Raw genomic sequence first — 25,172 nt, forward strand, 5'->3', positions numbered from 1 at the left:
CCGGTACGGGACCGGGGGCCGACACACAAGGCGGCAGTGAACAGCCCGTCAGCGGCGGTTCACTGCCGCTGCCAGTTGCGGAAAGCGGTGAGCAGCTGCTGCCGGGCGTCGAGTGAGATGTTCTGCGGGGTCAGCTCGCCCGTCGCGGCGATCGTCTGACGCATCTGTTCGAGGTATGTCTCGCACTTGGCGCACTCGGCCAGGTGGTCGATGAAGCGCCGTTCGTCCTCTTCGGGCAGGGCACCTTCGAGGAAGTCCGTGACCAGCTCCACGAATTCGTCGCAGTTCATGCCTCTCCCCTCCCTCCCGCGGCCTCGTGGGCACCGGACAGATACTTCTCCAACTTACCGCGTAACGCGGCTCGGGCCCGGTGCAGCAGGATCCGCTGGTTCCCGGGTGTGATCTCCAGCAGAGCACACACCTCCTGCGACCCGTAGCCCGCGACATCGCGCAGGGTGACCACGGTACGCAGGCGGGGCGGAAGCTGGTCGATCGCCTCCGTGAGCACTCCGCGCACCTCGTCGCGCAGGACGTGACCCTCGGGAAGGTGCCAGGGGCGCGGCTCCTGTCCGATGGCCCAGTGCCCGGCGTAGGGCTCGCCGGGGCCGCGGAACCGCGCGGGGTCCACCGTCGGCCCCTCCTCCTCCGGCAGCAGGCTGGCGAAGGGGACGGTCCGGCTCTCCCTCGCCCCCCGTGCCTTGGCCGTGTTGACCAGGATCCGGTAGACCCAGGTCTTCAGCGACGAGCGGCCTTCGAAGCCACCGATGCCTTTGATGACCGCCAGCCACGTGTCCTGCACGCTCTCCTCGGCGGATTCCCTGGTCGACACGAACGATCTGGCCAGTCGGAGCATGCCGCCCGACCAGGCGTCCAGTACCAGCGCGAACGTCTCGTCGTCGCCGTCCCGCAGTCGCTCCACCAGGACGTCGTCGGGGGGCAGTTGGGGTGCGCCCGCCATTGATCCCTCCTCACCGGCCGTGCACGGGGGAGCGTCAGCCTAGCGCCGCACCGCAGCGCGTGACGGCGGTGGCCGGTCACCGAGACAGCCAGGCGTTCCGTTCGCCGCGACCGCCCTCGAGACGGCGCCCGTTGAGCACCGGTTTCCGGGACGTCCCGCCCGGTATGAGGCGCTTCGGGGTGGCACTTCTCGGTCACGCCCGCGTGCATTCAGCTTCGTCCGTAACGTTCGGCGCGCCGAGGGCACTGAGAGGCATGAACGATGACGACCGGCGTGCGCTGGGGCTCAACGGGGCGCTGTCGAGGAGGCCTTGGCACAGCCATCCGCCCAGCGTGGCAGCTCGCCGTCGGGGCCGGGCGATGCCTGACCGCATCGTGATCATGCGTATGACCTCGGGGCCCGGAACGGGCCCGGACGAGCTGTGCCGTCATGACCGGCCCGCCCACCACCACCACTGACGACCTGCGTGCAGGTCGCCACCAAAAGCGAAGGAAACCGACATGTTCGATGTGCTCGGAGCAGACAAGGCATGCATGACGGAGCGGTCAGACACCTCGAGCCGGGACGCACACCGGTGGCGGACGGGGGCGGCCGCCCTGTTCCTGGCCCTGGGGTTCTCCCTCCTCCACACCGGTACCGCATCGGCCGACTCGACCATCAAGACGGATCTCCTGCGCAACTGGGCGACCGGGCGCTGCCTGGACAGCGACAGCAGCGGTTCCGTCTACACGCTGCCCTGTCAGTCGGGCAACGGCTACCAGACCTGGAGCCTGGTCTTGGTGGATCACCGCGACTACGACGTCGTGCAGATCAAGAACAAGGCGACCGGACGGTGCCTGGTCCAGGTCGACTCCGCCCTCGGCACCGCCCCCTGCTCCAGCTACAACGAGTGGGGTTACCAACTGCAGCTCTGGCTGGGTGTCGGATCCGGCTGGGACAAGGTGTCGCTCAAGAGCTTCGCCTGGAACACGTGCCTTGACAGCGACACCGCCGGGTCGGTCTACCCGTTCACCTGCAACGGCGGCGGATACCAGAAGTGGAAGTCCGGCTTCTGACGCACCCGTCCCGGCCGGGGTGGGTGCTACGCGTTCCGCCCCACCCCGGCCGGTTCCCCGGACCGGGTGACGACGTCCGGGCGTACTGAACCGAACCCCCCGGCGTGCCGTTGTGGGGACGGGCGCACCTGAGTGCGTGGCGGAAGGGAACGGAGCGCGTGGGTGGGCTTGGAGGTCGGGTCAGGGTGAACAGGCGAGCGAAGGCCGGAATAGCGGCAGGGGTGGTCGTGCTGCTCGGCGTCGGCGGTTACGCGACGGTGGAGGCGGCCGGGCTCCTCAGGAAGACGGGCCCCCTGTCGGAGGACGAGGTCCGGTCGGTGTCGGGGGACTTTCTGGACGCCTGGGCGAAGGGTGAGGTGAGTGATGCCGCGGATCTCACCACCGACGAGCCGGCCGCCTTCGACGCGCTGACCCGGTTCCGGCAGGAGATGGGGCGGGACGTGTCCCTGGACGCCCGGCCGGGGAAGGCGGACGAGGTGGCGTTCTCCGTCACCGTCCGGTTCGCGGAGGGCGGGGCCGGCTCCGACTGGACGTACGGCTCCTCGCTGAAGGTCGTACGGGACGAGGAGTCGGGGGATCCCCGGGTCGACTGGTCGTCCGCCGTCCTGCATCCCGGCCTGGCCGGCGGCGGCAGGCTGGCCCTGGTGGAGAACGACACGCTGTCCATCGAGGCCACCGACCGGGACGGTGCGGAGCTGACCGTCGAGGAGTTCCCGTCCCTGGCGGCGGTGCTTCCGGCGCTGGCGGAGCGGTACGGCAGCGGCCTGGGCGGCGAGCCCGGCGTCGAGGTGCGGATCACCGAGCGGAAGGGCGCGTCCGGCACGCCGCTCCATGTCGTGTCGGAGGGGAAGAAGGCCGAGCTGCGCACCACGCTGTCGGCGAAGACGCAGCGTGCCGCCGAGCGGGCCGTGAAGAAGTACCCGGAGTCGTCCGCCGTGGCGATCGAGCCCGACAGCGGTGACATCCTCGCCGTCGCGAACAACCGCGAGGACGGATTCAACGCCGCCTTCCTCGGCAACCGCGCTCCGGGGTCGACGATGAAGATCGTCACCGCGGCGGCCCTGCTGGAGAAGGGCCTGGTCGACGCCTCACGGCCGGCTCCGTGTCCCAGCACCGAGAGCTACCAGGGGGCCACCTTCCAGAACCTCGACAAGTTCGAGATCGAGGGCGGTACCTTCTCCGACGCCTTCATCCGCTCCTGCAACACCACGTTCGTGAGCTTCGCGGAGCGTCTGGGTGCCGACGGTCTCGCCACGGTGGCGAAGGACGTGTTCGGGCTCGGGCTGGAGTGGCGCAGCGGGGTGGCCACGTTCGACGGGAACGTCCCCGGGGCGCAGGGGCCGGAACTGGCCGCCTCGATGATCGGGCAGGGCAAGGTGCAGGTGAACGCGCTGAACATGGCGTCGGTCGCGGCCACGGCCTCCACCGGAGCGTTCCGTCAGCCGATCCTCGTGTCACCGGAGCTGGACGGCCGGGACATCGCCAAGGCGCCCCGGTCCCTTCCGGACGGGGTCACCGAGCAGTTGCGCGCCCTGATGCGGCGCACCGCGGCGGAGGGCACGGCGGCCGAGGCGATGCGCGGGCTGTCGGGCGACGTCGGGGCCAAGACGGGGTCGGCGGAGGTGGACGGGGCGGAGCTGTCGGACAGCTGGTTCACCGGTTTCCGTGACGGCACCGCCGCGGCGGCCACCGTGGAGGCCGGTGGACACGGCGGGGACGCCGCGGGGCCCATCGTGCGGGACATCCTGGCGGCGGGGAAGTGACGTGTCGGGTTCTTCCGGCGACCGGCCACCCGGGTCGGTCCGTATGAGCGTGCCGGTCGGTGTCGGCGCCGGTGTGGTGCTGCTGCTCCTCGCCCTGGGGGTGGACGGCGGGGCCCGTGAGTCGCCGGCCGGCGACGGTGCGGTGGACCGGGTGGCCGTCGGCCGGGAGTGCCGCTCCGAGCTGGAGCCGGGCATGGAACTGTCCTGCGGCACCGCGGGGTTCGGTGACCTGCGGCAGCTGTGCGTCGACGGGGAACGGTGTGTCCGCACCACCGCGGTGACCGTGCTCAACTGCGGACGCTCCGACGCCTTCGTGAGCGTCATCAGCGGGCCGCGCCCGGGAGTCCGGAAGCAGGGGGCCGACCACAGGCTGGCGCCCCGGGGCAGGGTCACGCTCCGTCCCGACGGACCTGGCTACCTGTTCGACATCACGCTGCGCGCCGCCGACTCCGCGCCGGCGCGGCTGCGGATCGTGCGCGTGAAGTGACCCGTGCCATGAGAAGACTTGAGGAGAACGTCATGGCCCGGCGGGTCGTTCACACAGCCGCACTCCTGCTCTTGGTCCTGTGCGCGACGGCGTGCAGGGTGGGCGGTGACGATTCGGTGGGGGAGAAGCCGGAGGACGTGCCCGCGTCGATGACGCAGACCCACGCCGGCGGTGCCCCCTCCGGCTTCGAGGAGGCTCAGGGCCCGGCCGGACCGACTGCGCGTCGGTAGACAAGGCCCAGTACGGCCGGGGTAACGACGCGAACGCGCAGTACGCGCGTGAAGCTCCCCCTGGAAGAACGGCGGTTCACCGCCCGTCGGATCGTTCGAACCGACAGCGGCCCGTGGGCAGGAAACCTCACCTCTGCACGCGATCAGGCCGGCGGATCCGCGCGTCAACGCACCGCTGTCGTCCCGGACCGTGCCCTGGGCGACTTGGAATCGCCTGGGATCCGGCAGGAACCTGTTTCCAGCGTGCTGCCAGGGCCGACGGTCATGGTGGGGGCGGTCCGGATACGGAGAACGAGTTCGATGAAAAGGGGTTTCATGAGGGCGCGGGCGCGGGCGCGTAAAGGCCATCTGTGGCGGACGGTGACGGCGTCGGCCGCCGGTCTTGTGGTCACTCTGTCCGGCTGCACGACACAGAAGCCGGCCGCGGCCACGCTGAGCTGCAGCGGCACCGCAGCGGTGGGCGTGACCGGCCAGGCCGGCCGTCCCGCGCAGGCGGCACCCGGACTGCGGGCGCGGCCGCGGTCCGTCACGGAGCTGCCGGGCGGGCCCTCCCTCGTACTCGCCGCCGCTGACGGCGGGGCCCCCACCGTGTACCGGGTGGACCCCGAAGGAGATGTCCTGGCCGGCCGACTGGAGGGCGACGGCGTCATACGGCGGTGGCGGACGCCGCTCGGGGAGGCGTTCCGTCCCCGTTCGGGGCTCGTCACCCTCACCGCACCCGCGGGCGGCGACGGGCCGCTGATCGTGGCGGCCCACCACCTGCACGACGAGGCGCGCTCGGAGTTCCGACTGCTGTCCGGTGCGGGACAGCAGCTCCTGAGCTGCACGTGGCGTCCCTACGACTCCGACGAGCGCGTCGAACTGTCGGCGGACGGAAGCGTGCTGGTCGCCACGCGCACCAGGAAGAAGCCGCGTATCAGCGGCTCGTCGACCGTGGCGGACCGCCATGTCGAGATCTATTCCACGACCACCGGGGAACGGGTGGCACGCTTCCGCAGCACCGACTACGCGCAGGGCGGCGCCCGCGTCTACGGGCGGCTGGGCTCGGACGTCTTCGCCCACGAGGCGGGCAGCGGCCGGGAAGTCTGGCGCACGGACACCGGCACCCGCCTGGGAGATCCCCGGAAGGCCGTGTCCGCCCCGGTCTTCGTGGCCGGGGACCGGGTCGTCGTCCAGGCACCCGCGGACCACGCCGTGACCGTGCTGGACACCGCCACCGGCACACGGCTCTGGGGGGAGGCCCTGCCGGGCCAGGTGCAGTCGGTCCACCACCTGGGAGACGACCGTATGCTCATCCACTACCGCGGGGGACTGGCGTTCACCGCCCGGGACGGGATCGAGCGGCTCCAGCCGGTCCCGGCCGCCGCCGACGGAGCACGCCAGAAGCTCCAGCACCTGATCCGCACCGGCGACGGCACCATGGCGGCCGTCATCGACGAAGGCGACCGGTCCGCCCCCGCTCTCGTGGTCGCCGGCGACACACCCGAACTCGCCGACGCACCGCTGCGCATCCCCATCACGGCGGCACACGCGCAGGCCGTCCTCGCCGACACTGTCGCCTATGTCCTGCCGTGGACACCGGACGGGGAACAGGCGACGCTGTACGCGTACGACCTCACCGCCGAGGGGCGCCTGCTGTGGCGGTCTCCCGTTCCCCACCGGCTGCACATCGAGGAGTCACCCGGTCCGGACGCCGGCCTGCATCCCTACGCCGACGGTCTGTTCGGTCTCGACCGCAGCACGGGATGGGTGCTGCGCCCGGCGCCGTGATCCATGGCGCGGCGCGGCATGCCACGGACCGCCCGGCCTACCCGGCCGCCTGCCGGGCGGTCCTGCGGGGCGCGACCCCGCACCGCTGATCCGCCCGCTCGCGAGAACGGAGCGGTTGGCCTTGCCGCGAGTGGAGGAGTGCGCTGCGACGATGCCGGATCCGGGTAACCGCCGTTCGGCTCGGGCGTGAGTGTGGCGGCCTGAGCGCCGAGGAAGTGGGCGGTCGGTGAGTACGCGGCCGCGGAACGGACTGGTCGCCGCCTCCCGGCCCCCGGCTACGCACAGCAGCCGGCCGCGCTGCGTCAACGCGCCCAGATGCCCCGGGGCGATCGGGGCTCCACCTGTCGCGTCCGGCGTTCTCCCAGATCAGATCCCACTCGCAGCCACGCCGGGACCCGCACTTCACGGCCTCGCGGTAAAGGCAGGGGCGGGGCGGGCGTAGCGTAGGCGGTATGACGACGTACGGATCCTTCCCGGGTGCGCGGCCCCGGCGTCTGCGTACCACCCCCGCCATGCGGCGCATGGTCGCCGAGACGCGGCTGCACCCCGCCGACTTCATCCTCCCGGCGTTCGTGCGCGAGGGCGCGGGCGAGCCGGTGCCGATCGCGGCCATGCCCGGGGTCGTGCAGCACACGCGGGACAGCCTGAAGAAGGCCGCCGCCGAGGCGGTGGCGGCCGGGGTCTCCGGGATCATGCTGTTCGGGGTGCCGGAGGAGGCGAAGAAGGACGCCCTCGGGACGCCGGGGACCGACCCGGACGGGATCCTCCAGGTGGCGCTGCGCGATGTGCGGGCCGAGGTCGGGGACGATCTGCTCGTCATGTCCGACCTGTGTCTCGACGAGACCACCGACCACGGGCACTGCGGGGTCCTCGACGAGCAGGGGCGTGTCGACAACGACGCCACGCTCGAACGGTACGCCGAGATGGCGCAGGTCCAGGCCGACGCGGGCGCGCACGTGGTCGGGCCCAGCGGGATGATGGACGGGCAGATCGGCGTCATCCGCGACGCCCTCGACCAGATCGGCCGGGAGGATGTCGCCATCCTCGCCTACACCGCCAAGTACGCCTCCGCCTTCTACGGGCCGTTCCGCGAGGCCGTGGCCTCCTCGCTCCAGGGTGACCGCAAGACGTACCAGCAGGACCCGGCGAACGTCCGTGAGTCGATGCGCGAGCTGGCGCTCGACCTGGAGGAGGGTGCCGACATGGTCATGGTGAAGCCGGCGGGACCCTATCTGGACATCCTCGCGCGGGTCGCCGACTCGGTGGACGTGCCGGTGGCGGCGTACCAGATCTCCGGTGAGTACTCGATGATCGAGGCCGCCGCCGAGAAGGGCTGGATCGATCGCGACCGGGCGATCCTCGAGACGCTCACCGGCATCAAGCGGGCCGGCGCGCGCAACATCCTCACCTACTGGGCCACCGAAGCGGCCCAGAAGCTGAGCGCCGTTCAGTAGGTGAGCGCGTCGTCCATCGAGCCCTGCCAGTAGGTCACCGTCAGGCTGCTGTCGTAGTACACGCCCTTGGCCGGCAGGGGCGGGATCGCGGACGGGCCACCGCTGCTGTTCGGGGTGGTGCCCTGGAAGCCGACGGTGAGCCGGTGACCGGTGGTGCCGCCGTCGCCGCTGCCGTCGGTGGCCGACAGGAGGACACCCGCGTACGCCGTCTCGCCCGGCGCGAGGCTCACGACGGCCTGCGGCTTCGAGTCCTCGAACGGCTGCGGGGCCCACTGCATCTCGTCGAAGCGCAGCACCGGGTAGTAGGTGAGGTCGCAGAGCTTCGATCCCTTGTTCTCGACCGTGATCAGCATGTGGTTGACGGGGCGGGGGACCGGCTGGGCGGTGACGGCGGTGTTGGAGCCGTTGCAGGCGACGCGGTCCTGCGAGCCGTCGTTTGAACCGGAGTCCTTCGCCCGGTCGGTGTCCTTGTCGGTGTCCTTGGCGGAGCCCTGGCCGCCGCTCGTGTCCCCACCGGCCTGTGCGGGGTCGTTCGTGGCGGTGCCGTCCGCCGACGCGTCAGAGGGCGGAGTCGAGGGCGACTCCTTGGACCCGCCGACGGGTGCCGTCGAGGTCGGCTGGGACGCGCCCTCGTCCTGCGTACCCGTGCCGTCCTCGCAGGCGGTCAGGGCGAGCGTGGCGAGGGTGGCACCGGCGGCGGCGAGGAGGCGGATGCGGGAAGCGCGCATGTCTTGTTCCTTGTCATCAGGGCGAGTTCGGCGTGGCCGCCCGACCGGTTGAGGCGGGCGGCGTGCTTGGATGACCAGAGCCTGCGGAGTGATCCGTCCCGGCCGCCACATCCGGCGCGGGATTCGGGACGCTGGAACGCTCCTACCGCTGTGACCTGGGAAGACGGCTGTTCCCTGGAACGGTGGAATGGAATGCGGGGGATGGAGGAATCGGTGTCGGACGGCATGCCCGCGGCGGAGTTCGCCGTGTTCCTGCGGGAGTTGAAGGACCGGTCGGGGCTGAGCTACGGAGTCCTGGCCAAGCGGCTCCACATGAGTACGTCGACGCTGCACCGGTACTGCAACGGGGACGCGGTGCCGACGGACTACGCGCCGGTGGAACGGCTGGCGCGGCTGTGCAAGGCGCGCCCGGAGGAACTGGTCGAGCTGCACCGGCGGTGGGTGCTGGCGGACGCGGTGCGGGGACGCAAGCCGGGGATCGCGGCGCCAGAACCGGCGGTGGCGCAGACGTCGGCGCCCGAACCGCCGGTGACGGCAACCCCGGTGACGGGAGTGTCGGAGAAGGACACGGAACCCGGCGCGGAGGACCTGGTCGCGGACATCGAGGGCCCGGAGGGGGCGAGCTCCGGCGAACCCCACCCCGCCCCCCGGCCCGGGCGCCGCACCCGTACCGCCGTCCTGGCCGGGACCGCCGTGGCCGCCGTGCTGATCGGTGTCACGCTCGCCGTGGGCCTGCCGGGCGGCGGGACCGGGACGGGCGACGGCGGCCACAAGGGGCCGACCGGGGCCGCGGACGTCGACGGCGCGGAGGTCACGTCCTCGCCGTCGCGCTCCGCCACCTCCTCGCCCTCCGCCTCCGTTTCCGCGTCCGTGTCCGCTTCCCCCGGCGCGAAGGGCAAGGACGCGAGCAGCCCGCCCGCCGCCGGGCCGGCCGCCGACGAGGCCTCGTCCGAGGACGGCGGTGTGCCGCTCACGGTGCACACCGACCCGTACGAGTGGGAGAGTCCTTGCTCGCAGCGCTATCTGGTCAACAGGCCGGCGAGCGCGGTGAAACCGCCGCCCGCGCAGCCGGACGCGACCGCGTGGGTCAGTTCGTTCGGGGCGGTCTCGTCGGGCGAGCAGCAGCTGCGGCTCACCGTGCAGGGGACCGGTGACGAGACAGTGGTCCTGGAAGAGCTCTCCGTGCGGGTGGCGGGCAAGCGGTCGCCGCTCGCCTGGAACGACTTCGCGATGGGCCACCCGGGCGTGGGCTGCGGCGGCAACGTGCCCACGCGTACCTTCTCGGTCGCGCTCGACGCGGCGCGCCCGATGGTGACCCCGGAGGCCGGGCAGCGCGACTTCCCGTTCTCGGTGAGCGAGTCCGATCCCGAGGTCTACTACATCAACGCCGACGCCTCCGCGTACGACGTGAGCTGGTACCTGGAGCTGAAGTGGTCCAGCGGCTCCCGCAGCGGCACGCTCACCGTGGACGACAAGGGCAGGCCCTTCCGCACCAGCGGCAACAACGGGCGCCCGGCGTACGAGTTCCCGCTGGGCGGCGAGGAATGGGTGCCGGAGGGGACGACGCAGTCCGAATAGCCGCCGAGCGCACCGGCCACATCAACTCCGGTCGGACGTCAGGTTGCTGAACACCGGTCGACCGCGCCCACGCACAGGGAGACGCCCCTGTCCGGCGACGCGCTCGGCCCAGGTCCCGCCGGGCTGCGCCGGCGGTGGACATCGTCGAGCCGGGCGTGGTGCCCGACCACCGGTGGCGCCGCCGACCACGCGGCCCCCGTGCCCGTTCAACCGGAGGCCTTTTGCCTGGAGGGCCTCGGTCTCATCGAGCGGGTCCGCTCCGCGGACATCGACGACGGCCGGACGCCGACATCAAGGTCCACGGGGCGGCCGGCTCGTCCCGGCCGCGCCGGCACCGGCCTCGAAGCACTCCCGCTCGCCGTCGGCCGCCGCGGGCCGGAAACAGGCCCGGAGGGTGCTGCCGGGGCAGACCGCGGTCATCGCGGTGTAGACGTGGGTCTCCGCGTCGACCGTGTCCCTGGTGCGCACCTCGTGGGTCGGGCCGCCGGCCGTGACGTCCACCCGGTCGCCGATCCGTGTCCCCCACATCCGTGCCCAGCCGGCGCCGCACCTCTCGTTGTAGCGCAGCTCCACCTGGGCGCCGGTGGCCGTGCGGTACGAGGCGAGATTGTCGGGAGCGATGCCGCAGACCATCCGTATCGGGTCCCGGCCCTCGCAGGTGACCCCGTGGCAGCGCGGGGTGAGTACGTACGAGGAGGCCGACGACAAGGGTTCGTGCGGTCCGGGCGTCCGGTGCGGCAGCAGCATGAGCGTCAGCGCCGCACCACCGGCGATCACGGTGTACACCGAGGCCAGCACCACCAGCAGCCGGCCCCAGCGGCCGCGTGACCGTCCGGCCGGGAGACTCCGCCGTGGTTGCTCCGGCAGCTTCGGCAGCGGCCCGGCGTGGAAGGAGACGGGCGGGAACCCGGTGGCGGGGACAGGTGCCGAGTCCGGGTCGGGGCGGGGCACCGGGGCGGGACCGAGGCCCGCCGCCCGTCCGCTCCACTCGGACTCGGCGAGTTCCCACAGCGCCAGCAGCCGTCCCTTCGGCTCACCGGCGACGCGGCACAGACCCCGGACCGCCTGCCGCGGGGGCATGGCCTTGCCGTTGAGGTAGCGCTCCCAGGAGGACTTGCTGTACGGCGTGCGTTCCGCCAGCGCCGCCAGACTCAGACCCGTACGGCTCCGCAGCTCCCGCAGCGCCGCGGTCAGCCGTGTGTGTGCCGCGGTCATTCCGGCGCCGCCCCTCGTAAGGCCGCCCAGGTACGCGGGCCGATGACACCGTCCGCGACCAGCCCGTCCCGGATCTGGAGGCGTTTGACCGCGTTCCGGGTCAGCGGGCCGAAGATCCCGTCGACGTCCCCTGGCGAGATGCCCACCCGGCGCAGCAGGCACTGCGCCTCGATCACCTCCGGCCCCATCCGGCCGTACGCCACGACGGCGTCCCGGGTGCGGCTGTGGCCCGCGTACCAGCGGCCGCCGGCCCGTACGGGCCGGCAGGTGTAGAGGGCCGGCAGCACGGCCGCCGGGTCGGTCGTGGCGGTGGCCCGTGCCGCCGCGACCGTACGGGCGCGGGCTCCTTCGGCGGTGGTGCGGGCCTCGGCCAGCTCCACGGCCAGCAGGAGCGTCGCGGAGACGGACAGCACCAGGGCCACCGTTCCCGCCGTGATCGCGATGCGCAGGGGACGCCCGTACGTCGGTTGCGGCACGGGCTCGCGTGCCGGTGACGGCACCGCGCCCGGTGCGGGGCCGGCCGTGGCGGGCCCGCGTCCCTCCGCCCACCGTTCGGCGGCCATCTCGTGCAGCACCAGCAGTCCGGCCGGATCATCACCGCCGAGGCGGGCCGCCGCCTCGACGGCCTCCCGGGGCGGCAGCGCCCGGCCGCTCAGATAGCGATCCCACGACCTCGTGCTGTAGCCGGTCTTCGCCGCCAACTGACGCGTGGTCAACTCGTCGCGGTCCTTCAGTGTGCGCAGGCGCACGATCAACTGGCGTACCTGTGGATGCAGTTCGGCGGGCAGCTCTTTCCAACGCGACATGTTCCCCCCACTCGCGTTCGGCATGGTCCGTCCCGGGCCCCGTGTCCCGGCCTCATTGTGCATCAGCCATCACGCCGGCCACGGGACGCCGGTTCCGGCCGAGGGGCACAACCGGCCACCGCGTGCCGTGACCGCCCCGCCCGAACCGACACCGTCCCGCCGAACCGACACGGCGGGCCGCGTCCCAGCAGGTCAGGGGGCGGGACGTCCCGGGGGGACGCCACTTCTGGGTCAACTCTGGCCGGGCGTGGTGCCCGTCCCGCAGTCTCGTTCGCGGGGTCGGCCGGTGCGGTCGGCCCCGCCCATCGCACTTCAACGGAGGGGAACAGTATGCGAGCACTCACGAAGGCCTTCGTCGGTGTCACCACCGCCGTCGGTATCGCCGCCGGCGGCCTGGCGACCGCGGGGACCGCCGCGGCGGCTCCCGCGTCGGCCCCGGAGCAGGCGGTGAGCGCCGAGACCGCCGTGGCGGCGTACGAGAACTTCGGGCTGACCCGTACGGAGGCCCGGAAGGTCCAGCGCTGGCTGGCGGCGTACTGGAACTACAACGACTCGATCGACGGCTACCTGGGCCCCAACAGCTGGAGGGCGTTCCAGCGCTGCCTGGCCGAGTACTGGGGATACCCGGGCCCGATCGACGGAGATCCCGGCCCCAACACGATCAAGGCGTTGCAGCGCCTGCTGAAGGCCACCGGCAACTACAGCGGCGCGATCGACGGCATTGCCGGCTCGGGGACCAAGTCCGGGTTCAAGGCCTGGGCCAACGACCTCGGTTTCTGACCGGCCGACCGCTCCACGAAAAGCGGCGTGGGGGCCCCCCCCCCCCCCCCGGGGGGGGGGGGCCGCCCCCCCCCCCGGGGGGGGGGGGCGGGCCCCCACGCCGTGCCTGGCGAAGAGGGTCAGAGGCGCTCGGGCGTCCGGATGCCCAGCAGGGCCATGCCCCGGTGCAGGGTCGCGGCCGTGATGTCGCAGAGGAACAGGCGGTTGGCGACCCGCTCCATCGAATCCGCCTTCAGCACCGGGCACTTGTCGTAGAAGGACGTGAAGTGGGACGCCAGCTGGTACAGGTACGCCGCCAGCTTGTGCGGGGCGTACTCGTGGGCCGCGTCCGCCACCGTCTCCGCGAACGCGTCCAGGTGCAGGCCCAGCGCCCGCTCCGCCGGGGCCAGTTCCAGCTCCGGGTGCGGGGTGGGGCGTACGCCCTCGGGGGCCTTGCGCAGGATCGAGCGGATACGGGCGTACGCGTACTGGAGGTAGACGGACGTGTCGCCGTTCAGCGAGACCATCTGGTCGAGGTCGAACTTGTAGTCCCGGCTCGCCGACGTGGACAGGTCCGCGTACTTCACCGCGCCGATGCCCACCTGGGTGCCCCGCTCGGTGATCTCCTCCTCGGAGAGGTCCTGCGCCTTCTCCCGTACGACGGCGGACGCGCGGTCGATCGCCTCGTCGAGGAGGTCCACCAGCCGGACCGTCTCGCCCTCACGGGTCTTGAACGGCTTGCCGTCCTTGCCGAGGACCGTGCCGAACGCCAGCTGGAGTGCCCGCACGTCCTCGTTCAGCCAGCCGGCCCGGCGCGCGGTCTCGAAGACCATCTTGAAGTGGAGCGCCTGCCGGGCGTCCACCACGTACAGGAGCGTGTTCGCCTTGAGGTGGAAGACGCGGTCGCGGATCGCGGAGAGGTCGGTGGCCGCGTAGCCGTAGCCGCCGTCGGACTTCTGCACGATCAGCGGGACCTGGTTGCCGTCCGGGCCCTTGATGTCCTCGAAGAACACGCACAGCGCGCCCTCGGAGCGGACCGCGACGCCCGACTCCTCCAGCAGGCGGCAGGTCTCCGCGAGCATGTCGTTGTACCCCGACTCGCCGACGATGTCGGGGTCCCGGATCTCCATGTCGAGCTTGTCGAAGACGGAGAAGAAGTAGATCTTCGACTCGTCGACGAACTTCTGCCAGATGGCCAGCGTCGCCGGGTCCCCCGCCTGGAGGTCGACCACCCGGCGCCGGGCACGCGTCTTGAACTCCTCGTCGGAGTCGAACAGCTTGCGCGCGGTCTTGTAGAGGCGGTCGAGGTTGGACATTGCCTCCTCGCCGGACGCCTGGAGATCCTCGTCGGCCTTGTGGTCCAGCTCGTGCGGGTGCTCGTCCAGGTACTGGATGAGCATGCCGAACTGGGTGCCCCAGTCGCCGATGTGGTGCCGCCGCACCACGTTCTCCCCGGTGAACTCCAGCAGTTGGACCACGGAGTCGCCGATCACCGCGGACCGCAGGTGGCCGACGTGCATCTCCTTCGCCACGTTCGGCTGGGCGTAGTCGATCACCGTGGTGCCGGGCGTAGTGGTCATGGGCACACCGAGGCGGGCCGTGTCGTCCGCGTACCGCGCGGCGAGGTTCCCGGTGATCGCCGCGTCCGTGATCGTGATGTTGAGGAAGCCGGGGCCCGAGACCTCGACCTCCTTGATCAGCTCACCGGTGGTGATCCGCCCGACGACCTCGGCCGCCAGCTCCCGCGGGTTCGCCTTCGTCCTCTTGGCCAGCGCGAGGATGCCATTGGCCTGGAAGTCCGCCCGGTCGCTGCGTCGCAGCAGCGGGTCGACGCCGGCGGCCTCCGGCCGGGTGGCCGTGAGGGCGGACGCGAGCTGCTGCTGGACGGAGTCGGTGAGGGACGTGACCGAGGCCATGGAGTGGCTGCCGTTCTCTCGGGTTTCGTGGACTGCTGTGGACTGCTGTGGACTGCGGCGTACCGCTCTGCGTACTGCCGCAGAACCCGAGTATCCCACGCGGTGAAAAGCGGTTTTCGCGGATGCGGGCCGTGCTGGGAGAATGGAACGGTCAGCCGTGCGACCGTACCGGCTGCCCCAGCAGAAAGAAGGACGTGCCGACCGTGGCTCAGAGCACCGAGACCACCGACTGGGTCTCCCGTTTCGCGGATGACGTCATCGAGGAATCGGAGCGTCGGGCCCCGGGCAAACCCGTTGTCGTCGCGTCCGGACTGTCCCCCTCCGGCCCGATCCACCTCGGCAACCTCCGCGAGGTCATGACCCCGCACCTCGTCGCCGACGAGATCCGCCGCCGCGGCCACCGGGTCCGGCACCTGATCTCCTGGGACGACTACGACCGGTACCGCAAGGTCCCGGCCGGCGTGCCCGGTGTCGACGAGTCGTGGTCCGAGCACATCGGCAAGCCGCTGACCTCCGTCCCCGCTCCCAAGGGCTCGCCGCACCCGAACTGGGCCGAGCACTTCAAGGCCGCGATGGTCGCCTCGCTGGCCGAGCTGGGCGTGGAGTTCGACGGGATCAGCCAGACGGAGCAGTACACCTCCGGTGTCTACCGCGAGCAGATCCTGCACGCCATGAAGCACCGCGGGGACATCGACGCGATCCTCGACCAGTACCGCACCAAGAAGGCCCCGGCGAAGCAGCAGCAGCAGAAGCCGGTCGACGAGGCCGAGCTGGAGGCCGCCGAGGGCTCCGGCGCCGCCGCCGAGGACGACGGCAGCTCCGGTTCGGCCGGGTACTTCCCGTACAAGCCGTACTGCGGCAACTGCGAGAAGGACCTCACCACCGTCGCCTCCTACGACGACGGCTCCACCGAGCTGACCTACGCCTGTACGGCGTGCGGCTTCTCCGAGACCGTCCGGCTGAACGAGTTCAACCGCGGCAAGCTGGTCTGGAAGGTCGACTGGCCCATGCGGTGGGCGTACGAGGGCGTGATCTTCGAGCCCAGCGGTGTCGACCACTCGTCCCCCGGCTCGTCGTTCCAGGTCGGCGGGCAGATCGTCGGGATCTTCGGCGGCAAGCAGCCGATCGGGCCGATGTACGCGTTCGTCGGCATCAGCGGCATGGCGAAGATGTCCTCGTCGAAGGGCGGGGTGCCGACCCCGGGCGACGCGCTGAAGATCATGGAGCCGCAGCTGCTGCGCTGGCTGTACGCCCGCCGCCGGCCCAACCAGTCCTTCAAGATCGCCTTCGACCAGGAGATCCAGCGCCTCTACGACGAGTGGGACCGCCTCGACGCCAAGGTCGCCGACGGCAGCGCCCTGCCCGCCGATGTCGCCGCGCACTCCCGCGCGGTGCGCACCGCGAGCGGTGAGCTGCCGACGACGTCCAGGCCGCTGCCGTACCGCACGCTCGCCTCGGTGGCCGACATCACCGCCGGTCACGAGGACCAGGCGCTGCGGATCCTCAGCGAACTGGACCCGTCCGACCCGCTGGGCTCCCTGGACGAGGCCCGGCCGCGCTACGACAAGGCCGAGGCGTGGATCAACACGCACGTCCCGGCAGACCAGCGCACCATCGTCCGCGCGGAGCCCGACGCCGAACTGCTGAAGTCCCTCGACGACCAGGGGCAGCGGTCGCTGCGGCTGCTGCTCGACGGGCTCGCCGCCAACTGGTCGCTGGACGGCCTCACCCACCTCGTCTACGGAGTGCCGAAGGTCCAGGCGGGCTTCCCCGCAGACGCAGGACCGAAGGAGCTGCCGCCGGAGATCAAGACCGCCCAGCGGTCCTTCTTCGCGCTGCTCTACCACCTGCTGGTGGGCCGGGACACCGGCCCGCGGCTGCCCACGCTGCTGCTGGCGGTGGGCCAGGAGCGGGTGCGGGCGCTGCTCGGGGAGTAGGCGGCCGTACGAACGAGGGGGCGCCCGGTGTCATCACCGGGCGCCCCCTCGTTCAGCGGGTCAGTGCGAAGCCGGCGAAGCTCACGCCGACGACGCAGAAGGCGAGAAAGAACTGGTGCCGGCGCGGGACCTTGAGATGGTGCGTGGGCTCACCCCTGCGCCACCGCTCGAGCACGTCCCGGAACAGCGCCCGCTGGGGGAGCAGACCGAGCGTCAGACCGATGTGGGCACACGAGTACATGACGAGTGCCTCGGCCAGGCCGAAGCCCTTCACACGGCAGACGACCACCAGAATCGCGCCGCCGGTGACCATGGTCACCGGGTAGGCGATACGGAACTTCCGGAAGGGAATCCAGCTGCCCAGGAGGCAGCTGGACAGAGCGGTGGAAGCCGCGGCCAGCAGCCACAGCCACCCGACGGGTACGGAGGTGAGCATGCGGGGCGCCCTTCTGCCCGGGACAGCGGAACGGACGTTGTCGGTCCGGTCCGCCGTGCCGGTCGGATCAGCGGTCGGCGGTCATCTGTGATCACCCGAAAAGGGATGACAGCGTACCGGTGATGGGCGAGATGATGTCGCTGCCGAGCTGCGTGACCCGTTTGGCGACGGGTGACACCACGCCTTCCAGCGTGGCCCCGATCCACTTGGACTGGCCGAAGGTGAGCAGACCCAGGCTGGTTCCCACGAGGGAGCCCGCGAACTCGGCGCTGCCGAAGCCGTGCTCGATGCCCGTGAACAGCGTGCTGAGCGCCGCCGAACCGAGGGACACCCAGCCGAGCACTCCCGCGGCGCCGGCGACGAAGGGCGCGAACGGGCCGGTCCACGGCGCGATGAAAGCGGCGCCGGCGGCGAGGAACCCGGAGGTGATGCTGATCCAGTTGAACGCGTCGGCGTAGAACTGGGCGTCGTTCCACCACTCGTCCTTGTCGCCCTCGCTGCCACCCGTGTTGGTCTTGTCGTGGGTCTGGCTGTCGGCCGGGTTCCGTCCCTCCTCCTTGGCTCGCTGTGCCTCTTCGGCGGCCTTGCGTGCCGCTGCCGCCGCCTCCGCCTGGCGCTTCTGTGTGGCGATGCGTCGGGCGTCGGTGGCCGCCGCGGCCGCCGCCTGGGCGTCCTGGCCGGCGGCGATCGCGGACTGGCGCGCGCTGTTGGCCGCAACCTGGGCGCTGTAGGAGGAGCGGGCGGCGCTGCGGGCCGAGTCGATGGCCCGGTTCGCCGAGTAGTTGGCCGCGCGTCCCGCCTTGCGGGCCGTCGCCGCCGCGGCCTTCGCCTTGTCCGCGGACGCCTGGGCGGCCTGGGCGGACTTGTCCGCGTCGTCGGCGTTCTGCCTGGCCTGCGCGGCGTAGATGTCGGCCTGTTCCGCCGAGGCGATCGCCGCGTCCGCCCACTCCTTTGCCTTGTCCGCCGCGTTGCGTGCCTCGGCGGCCGCCTTTGACGCGAGCTGGGCGTCCTCCTGCGCCTTGTACGCGATCTTCGCGGCCGCGGCGATCGCACCGCGGATCGCGGCGATGTGCGCGGCCGAGTCGTGGTCGAGCCGGGCCGCCTGGTACTGCACACGGGAGATGAAGTTCCGGCGCATCCACGTCGGGCCCTCCAGGGCGACCTCCGCGTACGCCTTGGTGTAGATGCCCCCGGAGTTGAGCAGCGCCGAGGTGGCGACGCCGTCGTCGTCCCGGACCGCCTCGGCGTGGATGTGGTCGAAGAAGGCCTGCAGTGCCTCCGGTGTGTTGGCGTCGAGCGCGGCGTTGGCGGCGGCCACGACGGCCTGCCCGGGGTTGGTGGAGAGGAGGGAGGCGATGCTGACGCGGTGGTCCTCGGCCACGGCATCGATCACGCCGTCGGTCAGGAAGGCCTTCACGGCGCCGACGGTCTCGCTCGTCAGCGCCGCGTGGGCGGCGTTTCCGACGTTGGCGGAGCCCACCTCCGCGATGTGCAGGGCCGTCTCCCGGTCGTCCTGGTCCTCGGCGAGGGCCCGGTCGGCGTCGATCCAGGCATGCACGTCCGCGTCCGTACCGGACAGGGCGAACTGGGCGGCCTCGCGTGTCCAGGCGCCCCTGACAGCCGCCAGCCCCATGGCCGCCCTGCGGCCCAGCGTGGCGGCCAGCGCCAGGTCACCGTCGGCCAGCGCCCGCTCGGCGTCCGCGATCTGGTCCTTGAGGGCCTGTGCGGTCTGCTGCTCCTGCGTGCGCAGGTTGGCCAGCGAGGTCCGCTCCTCCGTTTCCTGCTGGGCGAGCAGTCTGGCCTCCGCCAGGCCGTCCAGCTTCTCCTCCTCCAGGCGCGACACCTCGGCGTCCCGGGCCGCTTGTTCCACCGCCTGGGCGTCCTCGACGGCCTTGGTCGCGGTGTCGGCCGCCTTGATCGCCTCGGCCGCGTGTGCCGTGGACTTGTTGGCGTAGTCGATGGCCTGACCGGCGTACTTGACCGCTTCCTCGGCGGCGTCGGCGGCCTTGTCGGCGTGTGCCGCCGCGGAGTTGGCCGCGTCGCGTGCGGAACGTGCGGCCGTCGCGGCCTGGTTGGCCAGCGTCTGGGCGGTGGATGCGGCGTTGGTGGCCCGGTTGGCGGCGCTGTTGGCGATGGCGGCCTGACGCTTGGCCTCCGCGGCCTCGGACTGGGCGATGCCCGCCGCGGAGGCGGCCTGCGCCGAGGCGTTGGCGGCGGCGGCAGCGTTGCGGGCCGCGGACGCGGCGGCCGAACCGGCACCGGCTGCCTGGGAGGCCGCGGTGGCCGCGTAGTCGGCGGCCTTGGCGGCCGTACGGGCACGCGCGGCGCCGTTGCGCGCCGCGACGGCGGCGTTCTTGGCCGCATTGGCCTGGGAGGCGTCCTTGGAGGCGGCGATCGCCGCGTTGTAGGCGCGTGAGGCGGCGCGGCCCGCCGTGGCGGCGGCCTGTGCGGCGGCGGTCGCCGCGAACGAGGCGCGGCGCGAGGCGGACACGGCGGCGTGGGAGGCGCTGATGGCGTTGCGGGCGGCCTTCGCCGCTCCCTTGGCGGCGCTCGCGGCCTTGCGGGCCGCCGCACCGGACTTCGCCACGTCGTCCTTGGCGGCCTCGGCCTCCGCCGCGGCCTTCTCAGCGGCCGCCTTCGCCTTCTCGGCGGCGGTCTTGGCCCGTTCGGAGGCCTCGACGGCGAGGTCGGTCTCGGCCTGGGCACGCTTGCCCTCGCGCTCGACGACGGTGACCAGTTCCTCGATGGTGGCGGCCTCCTGGTCGCGGGCGCGCGCGATGTGCTGCCCCGTGTCCAGGAACCACTCGACGTCCTGCCGGGTGCCGCTGAGCGCCCGGTCGGCATACTTCTGCACCTCCGGGCCGCCGGACATCAGCATGGTGGCGGTCTCCACCCGCATGTCCTCCTCGCGGGCGGTGAACCGGCCCTCGGACAAGAAGTCCACGAGGGCCTGCTCGGTGCCGGCGTCCAGGGCCTCGGACGCCGCACGTCTGACCCCCTTTCCGCCGGTGGCCGAGACCGTGGACGTGGCGACCTGCAGGTCGTCCAACAGGGCTGACTTGAAACCGCCGTCGAGGAAGGCGGTCACCGCCGCATCCCCGCCGTCCAGCGCCGCGGACGCCTCACGCCGCAGCCCGACGCCGGATCTGGGCAGGTACGAGGCGACCGCGACGCGGTTGTCCTCGGCCGTCACCTTGGGGAGCGTCGTGGTGAGGAACGCCTGTATGTCCGCGTCCGTGCCGTACAGCGCGTCCGCTGCGGCGGCCTTGGTCGCCTTGCCGCCCGTCAGCCACGCCTTGACCACCTTCGCGCGTTCGGTGTCCGGCAGCGCGAACGGTGTGGGAGGCCCGTCCGTCGTCGACGCTGTCGTGGCGCGGGCCACCGGGGCCAGCACGCCGGGGGTGGCCGCGACGGCCGTTACGGCGGCGAGGGTGCCGAGCAGGCGTCGCCGGCTCCAGAACACTGTCTCCATGGGGGCGTCGTCCTCCAGGTAAGTGCCGAACGGCACTTGACGGGAATCGGTTATGACACGGCTCCCTAGCCATTCACATTTCTCACGGTCCGTCAATTGACTATTGAGCAGCAGCAAGGCGAGTGGGCGCACGGAAAGGCCCTTCTCGGTCGGCCGCAGAAGCCGGTGTCCGGGATTCCGTTCATGGAGCACGGACTCGTGGGAGCGAGGGCTTCAGCTATCGGTGAAATAGCGTCAGAAGATCTTCACGATTTCTCCACTGGAGGCGCCACAACCCTTCCAGTGGGTGGCGTAAGTCACATGCGTAGCTGAAGTTCCGTCCATTTTCGGGTAGTTGGAGGTGTGGACAGGTGATGGAGGGGCGGATTGCATGGAAGGGCGAGCGGCTTGTGAAGCAGGCACAAGCCGTCGTTCCTTTGTGCGTCACGGGGAATTGAAGGCCTTTTGTCGAGTGATTTCGTCGAAGTGTGTCCTTTCTGTCCTGACGTGCCATCGGAACGCCGTCCACGCCGTTATGGATCGTTCCATCCGAAAGGTGGAACGGACGACACTTGGAGCGCGATGAAGGCCCCTACCAGACCTACTGGAACCACGGGAAGCAAGCAGATAAGTAAATTCCTCGTGCGTACCCTCGCCACCGCGACGGTGGCCGGCGCCCTTGCCTGGGCGGTGCTGTCGGGTGCGCCCACGGGGGCCACGCCCTCCCACGACCGCGCCACGTCGACCGTCGCCGACGGCACTCCCGGCTATGCGGTGGAGGACTTCAACTACCCCGACGCGGACCGGATCCTGGCCGAGCAGAACATCGTGCTCAAACGCGGTGACGGGCACATCACCCTGGTGGACTGCGCCGGTGGCACGGGCTACATCGAGGTCCTGGCACGGCGGCACTCCGGCAAGGTGTGCTTCAAGGTCGTGGGGAACTCCGGCTGGCTGAGCCTGGAGATCCCCGCGGTCTACTCCATGAAGGGCAACGACTACGACACCCAGGTCGACATGACGGTGGGCACCGAGGAGAAGTCCTACGACCTGGACGAGAACACCTGGACCGCCGTCGGTGAGAGCGCGGACGAACAGGGCCGCGAGCACCTGCTCGTCGAGATCCGTTCCGCCAAGTAGCCGTTACCCAGCAGGAACAGAGGACATGACCGATATGTACTCCACCAGACGCCGTCGCCTCACCGTGCTCGGTGCGGCCCTGACGGCCGGGCCACTCGCGCTTTCGGCGACGCCCGCGGTCGCCGTGACCGGACCCGCCTCCCCTGCCGGTGACACCACCCACGCCTACACCGCACAACTGATCATCGGTGATCACGACCGCGGCTGCTCGGGTGTCCTGGTCGACACCGAGTGGCTGCTCACCGCGGCCAGTTGCTTCGCCGACGACCCGGCGCAGAGTCTCGCGGTGGCCCCCGGCAAGCCGGCCGCCAAGACCACCGCGACCATCGGCCGCCCGGACCTCACCGGCACCGGCGGCGCGGTCCGCGAGGTGGTGGAGCTGGTGCCCCGGACCGACCGCGACGTGGTCCTGGCCCGGCTGAACCGCCCGGTGACGAATGTCGCCCCCATCGCCCTGGCCGCGTCCGCGCCGGCCGCCGGCGAGGAGCTGAAGCTCGCCGGGTACGGCCGCACGGACACCGAGTGGGCGCCGCTCGACCTGCACACCGGCACGTTCTCGGTGGCCTCGGCCGACGGCACCACCGCCGAGGTCACCGGCACCGACGGCGTCGCCGCGTGCATGGGCGACACCGGCGGCCCCATGGTCCGCACCACCGGCGGCACGCACCAACTGGTCGCGCTCGCCAGCCGGTCGTACCAGGGCGGCTGCTTCGGCACCGACGACGACCAGACCGACACCGGCGGTGTGATCGCCCGCGTCGACGACCTGGCCGCCTGGGTGAACTCCAAGGTCGGCGCGGTCCGCGTCACCGACTTCAACTGCGACGGCGTCGAGGACATCGCGATCTCCGACCCCGAGGCGGCCGTCGGCGGCGACGCCGGCGCCGGCCTGGTGCGCGTCGTGTACGGCGGCGGCAAGGGCACCGCCGAGATCACCCAGGACCTCGACTGGGTGCCCGGCGGCTCCGAGCCCAACGACAACTTCGGCGAGGCCCTCGCCACCGTCGACTACGACGAGGACGGCTGCACCGACCTGGTCGTCGGCACCCCCGGCGAGAACCTGGGCGGGGCCACCGACGCCGGCATGCTCGACATCCTGCACGGCGGAGCCGGCGGCCTGGGCACCGGCGCGGTCAAGGCCACCCACTACGAGCAGGGCGCCGGCAACGGCACGCTGGGCGCCTCCGCCTCCGAGGCCGGTGACCGCTTCGGCCACGCGGTGGCCGCCGGCACCACCGCCGAGGGCAAGCCCTTCGTGGTCGCCGGTGCTCCGGGCGAGTCCCTCGGCAGCGTCGCCGAAGCGGGCCAGGCGTTCTATCTGCACGGCACCACCAACGTCTCGGTCCACCAGGACCGGCTCGACGTACCGGGCGCCGTGGAAGCCGGTGACCGCTTCGGCACCACCGTCGCGGCCGACGCCAACCACATCGCCGTCGGCGCCCCCGACGAGGCCATCGGCGCCGATGCCGGCGCGGGCAACCTGGCCGTCTTCTCCCACCGGCTGAACTCCGAGAACCGGCCCACCCCGCTGTTCGGCCTCGACCAGGACCTCGACACCGTCTCCGGCGGCGCCGAACCCGGCGACCGGTTCGCCGACGCCCTGTCCCTGGTCGCGTACCGCCCCTCCGGCGCCGCGACCGCCACCGAGTCCATCCTCACCGTCGGCGCACCGGGCGAGGACCTGACCATCGACGGCGCCAACAAGACCGACACCGGTTCGGCCTACGCCTTCCGCATCACCGCCGCGGGCACCTACACCCAGATCAACAGCTACTACCCCGGCACCAGCACCGACGACGTCAGCGGCACCTCCGAAGCCGGTGACCGCTTCGGCGCGGCGCTCACCACCGTCAACACCGCGCCCCGCGCGGTCGGCACCGCGGCCACCCTGAAGATGGCCGTGGGCGTCCCCGACGAGGCCATCGGCACCACCGCCAAGGCCGGCGCGATCCTCACCTTCGCCCTGGTCGGCGCGCCCGGCGCGAACGAGCGCTGGATCGAGACCGGCGACGGCGACGGTGTCCCCGGCACGCCCGGTGCCAACCAGCGCCTCGGCTCCAGCCTCCACTTCACCGGCACCCACCTGTACGTCGGCATGCCGTACGGGCCGGGCAACGGCGCGCTGCACGCCCTGCCGATGTCCAACGCGACCAACGGCACGATCGCTCCGACCACCACCTACAAGCCCGGCCAGGGCGGTCTTCCGGCCGACGGCGTCCGCTTCGGCTACGCCGCCCGGTGACCCGGCCAGTGACAGGGGCGCCCGGTAACCGCCGTTTTCCCGCGCCATGCCCGGCCGTGCTGCGGACGGGATGAGCTCTCCCGTGAACTCACCGAGACCGGAGCACCGGAGTGGTGCCTGACCTACCGACCCTGCTGGGTCTGCCATTGAGGAAATTGACTGCATGAGACACACCAAACCCCTGCGCCTCCGCGCGCTGGCGGTCTCCCTGATCACGGGGGCCGCCCTGACTGCCGGCCCTGCCGATGCCGTCACCGGCTCCCCGGTCGCCGACACCACCCATGCCTATACCGCGAAGCTCGTCATCGGCGACCACGACCGCGGCTGCTCCGGCGTCCTGGTCGACAGTGAATGGTTGCTCACCGCGGCCAGTTGCTTCGCCGAGAACCCGTCGGCCGACCTCACCGTGCCCGCGGGCAAGCCGGAGCGGAAGACCACCGCGACGATCGGCCACTCCGACCTCACCGCCACGGACGCCCCTGTACGCGAGGTCGTCGAGCTCGTTCCCTACCAGGGGCGCGATCTGGTCATGGCGCGTCTTGACCAGCCGGTCACCGGAGTCACTCCGGTGGCCCTCTCCACGACGCCGCCCGGTGTCGGCGAGACGCTCCAGGCCGTGGGGTTCGGCCGGACGAAAACGGAGTGGGCCCCTATCGGGCAGCACGCCGGAGACTTCACCGTCGATGCCGTCGACAGCGGAAGCCTCGCCGTCACAGGTCAGAACGGCGAAGCCGTCTGCCCGGGCGACACCGGCGGCCCGCTGATCGCCGACCGTGCCGGCACGGCCGAACTTGTCGCGGTCAGCAGCAGGTCCTGGCAGGGCGGGTGCTGGGGCGTCGACGAGACGGAGGAGCGGACAGGGGCCGTAGGGACCCGCGTCGATGACCTGAACCCCTGGATCCAGCGGGTTCGCTCGTTGCCTCAGCAGGCCCACGCGGTGGCCGGAGACTTCGACGGCGACGGCGACTCCGATCTGGCGGCCTTCTACGACTACGGCAAGGACGCGCAGGGCCGCTCCCGGAGCAGCCTGTGGGTCTTCGACAGCGACGGCACCTCATACCGCTCGCCACGCGTGGTGTGGGACAGCGGTACCACCAGTTGGGCCTGGGACCGTAGCAAGGTGGTTTCGGGTGACTTCGACGGTGACGGCAAGGCCGACATCGGTGTGCTCTATGACCTGGGGCAGGGCGAGAGTGGGTTCCGTTCGAGGTTGTGGACCTTCAGGAGTACGGGTGCTTCCTTCGCGG

At 71.6% G+C, this 25,172-nt stretch carries 19 protein-coding genes; 11 read left to right on the forward strand and 8 right to left on the reverse strand.

Annotation, left to right across the window (positions count from 1 at the left end):
• Positions 1-59: 59 nt before the first annotated feature.
• Together ACIF9R_RS28975 and ACIF9R_RS28980 are read right to left on the reverse strand one after the other, a co-directional pair.
• Positions 60-290: an anti-sigma factor family protein gene (locus ACIF9R_RS28975; RefSeq protein ID WP_399985334.1), complete on the reverse strand. Its 231-nt coding sequence runs from the start codon at positions 288-290 to the stop codon at positions 60-62.
• On the reverse strand, positions 287-958 hold the full coding sequence (locus ACIF9R_RS28980; RefSeq protein WP_399985335.1) for an RNA polymerase sigma factor: 672 nt from the start codon (positions 956-958) through the stop codon (positions 287-289). Before ACIF9R_RS28980 ends, ACIF9R_RS28975 begins: the two co-directional genes overlap by 4 nt.
• 500 nt (positions 959-1,458) lie before the next feature.
• Here ACIF9R_RS28980 and ACIF9R_RS28985 point away from each other — a divergent pair, with 500 nt between their 5' ends.
• The 5 genes from ACIF9R_RS28985 to hemB all read left to right on the forward strand — a co-directional run bounded on the left by ACIF9R_RS28985 (position 1,459) and on the right by hemB (position 7,717).
• Positions 1,459-2,013: an RICIN domain-containing protein gene (locus ACIF9R_RS28985; protein ID WP_399985336.1), complete on the forward strand. Its 555-nt coding sequence runs from the start codon at positions 1,459-1,461 to the stop codon at positions 2,011-2,013.
• Positions 2,014-2,198: 185 nt separating this feature from the next.
• Positions 2,199-3,776, forward strand: coding sequence for a penicillin-binding transpeptidase domain-containing protein (locus ACIF9R_RS28990; RefSeq protein WP_399985337.1), 1,578 nt, complete (start codon positions 2,199-2,201; stop codon positions 3,774-3,776).
• A gap of 43 nt (positions 3,777-3,819) precedes the next feature.
• Positions 3,820-4,263 (forward strand): hypothetical protein, encoded by a 444-nt coding sequence (locus ACIF9R_RS28995; RefSeq protein WP_399985338.1) that lies wholly within the window; start codon positions 3,820-3,822, stop codon positions 4,261-4,263.
• A gap of 530 nt (positions 4,264-4,793) precedes the next feature.
• Positions 4,794-6,263: a PQQ-binding-like beta-propeller repeat protein gene (locus ACIF9R_RS29000; protein WP_399985339.1), complete on the forward strand. Its 1,470-nt coding sequence runs from the start codon at positions 4,794-4,796 to the stop codon at positions 6,261-6,263.
• Positions 6,264-6,715: 452 nt separating this feature from the next.
• A complete protein-coding gene (gene hemB, locus ACIF9R_RS29005; RefSeq protein WP_399985340.1) occupies positions 6,716-7,717 on the forward strand; it encodes a porphobilinogen synthase in 1,002 nt (333 codons plus the stop codon).
• Here the strand turns inward: hemB and ACIF9R_RS29010 are convergent.
• The gene (locus tag ACIF9R_RS29010) at positions 7,711-8,445 is read right to left on the reverse strand and encodes a DUF4232 domain-containing protein (RefSeq protein WP_399985341.1); all 735 of its coding nucleotides are present in this window, start codon (positions 8,443-8,445) and stop codon (positions 7,711-7,713) included. The genes hemB and ACIF9R_RS29010 overlap by 7 nt on opposite strands.
• 201 nt (positions 8,446-8,646) lie before the next feature.
• Between ACIF9R_RS29010 and ACIF9R_RS29015 the strand changes: the two genes are divergently transcribed.
• Positions 8,647-10,023: a helix-turn-helix domain-containing protein gene (locus ACIF9R_RS29015; protein WP_399985342.1), complete on the forward strand. Its 1,377-nt coding sequence runs from the start codon at positions 8,647-8,649 to the stop codon at positions 10,021-10,023.
• Between the two features lie 291 nt (positions 10,024-10,314).
• Here the strand turns inward: ACIF9R_RS29015 and ACIF9R_RS29020 are convergent, their stop codons facing one another.
• On the reverse strand, positions 10,315-11,238 hold the full coding sequence (locus ACIF9R_RS29020) for a DUF2690 domain-containing protein (RefSeq protein WP_399985343.1): 924 nt from the start codon (positions 11,236-11,238) through the stop codon (positions 10,315-10,317).
• Complete coding sequence (locus ACIF9R_RS29025; protein WP_399985344.1) at positions 11,235-12,044, reverse strand: peptidoglycan-binding protein; 810 nt, start codon at positions 12,042-12,044, stop codon at positions 11,235-11,237. Before ACIF9R_RS29025 ends, ACIF9R_RS29020 begins: the two co-directional genes overlap by 4 nt.
• 330 nt (positions 12,045-12,374) lie before the next feature.
• On the opposite strand from ACIF9R_RS29025, the gene ACIF9R_RS29030 reads away from it, so the two are divergent.
• The gene (locus ACIF9R_RS29030) at positions 12,375-12,824 is read left to right on the forward strand and encodes a peptidoglycan-binding protein (RefSeq protein WP_399985345.1); all 450 of its coding nucleotides are present in this window, start codon (positions 12,375-12,377) and stop codon (positions 12,822-12,824) included.
• 119 nt (positions 12,825-12,943) lie between these two features.
• Here ACIF9R_RS29030 and argS read toward each other — a convergent pair whose 3' ends face one another.
• The gene (gene argS, locus ACIF9R_RS29035) at positions 12,944-14,719 is read right to left on the reverse strand and encodes an arginine--tRNA ligase (RefSeq protein WP_399985346.1); all 1,776 of its coding nucleotides are present in this window, start codon (positions 14,717-14,719) and stop codon (positions 12,944-12,946) included.
• Between the two features lie 194 nt (positions 14,720-14,913).
• On the opposite strand from argS, the gene lysS reads away from it, so the two are divergent.
• Positions 14,914-16,656, forward strand: coding sequence for a lysine--tRNA ligase (lysS, locus tag ACIF9R_RS29040; RefSeq protein ID WP_399985347.1), 1,743 nt, complete (start codon positions 14,914-14,916; stop codon positions 16,654-16,656).
• 52 nt (positions 16,657-16,708) lie between these two features.
• On the opposite strand, the gene ACIF9R_RS29045 is transcribed toward lysS, so the two are convergent.
• Both ACIF9R_RS29045 and ACIF9R_RS29050 read right to left on the reverse strand, forming a co-directional pair.
• The gene (locus tag ACIF9R_RS29045) at positions 16,709-17,092 is read right to left on the reverse strand and encodes a hypothetical protein (protein ID WP_399985348.1); all 384 of its coding nucleotides are present in this window, start codon (positions 17,090-17,092) and stop codon (positions 16,709-16,711) included.
• A gap of 91 nt (positions 17,093-17,183) precedes the next feature.
• The gene (locus ACIF9R_RS29050) at positions 17,184-20,564 is read right to left on the reverse strand and encodes an ALF repeat-containing protein (RefSeq protein ID WP_399985349.1); all 3,381 of its coding nucleotides are present in this window, start codon (positions 20,562-20,564) and stop codon (positions 17,184-17,186) included.
• 621 nt (positions 20,565-21,185) lie between these two features.
• Between ACIF9R_RS29050 and ACIF9R_RS29055 the strand changes: the two genes are divergently transcribed.
• The 3 genes from ACIF9R_RS29055 to ACIF9R_RS29065 all read left to right on the forward strand — a co-directional run.
• Positions 21,186-21,683: a hypothetical protein gene (locus ACIF9R_RS29055; protein WP_399985350.1), complete on the forward strand. Its 498-nt coding sequence runs from the start codon at positions 21,186-21,188 to the stop codon at positions 21,681-21,683.
• Between the two features lie 34 nt (positions 21,684-21,717).
• Positions 21,718-23,925 (forward strand): trypsin-like serine protease, encoded by a 2,208-nt coding sequence (locus ACIF9R_RS29060; protein ID WP_399985417.1) that lies wholly within the window; start codon positions 21,718-21,720, stop codon positions 23,923-23,925.
• Between the two features lie 163 nt (positions 23,926-24,088).
• On the forward strand, positions 24,089-25,172 hold a 1,084-nt coding region (locus tag ACIF9R_RS29065), incomplete at its 3' end, for a trypsin-like serine protease (protein WP_399985351.1).

Origin of the sequence: Streptomyces sp. NPDC086080 (assembly GCF_044540255.1) — a bacterium.
Lineage (GTDB): Bacteria > Actinomycetota > Actinomycetes > Streptomycetales > Streptomycetaceae > Streptomyces.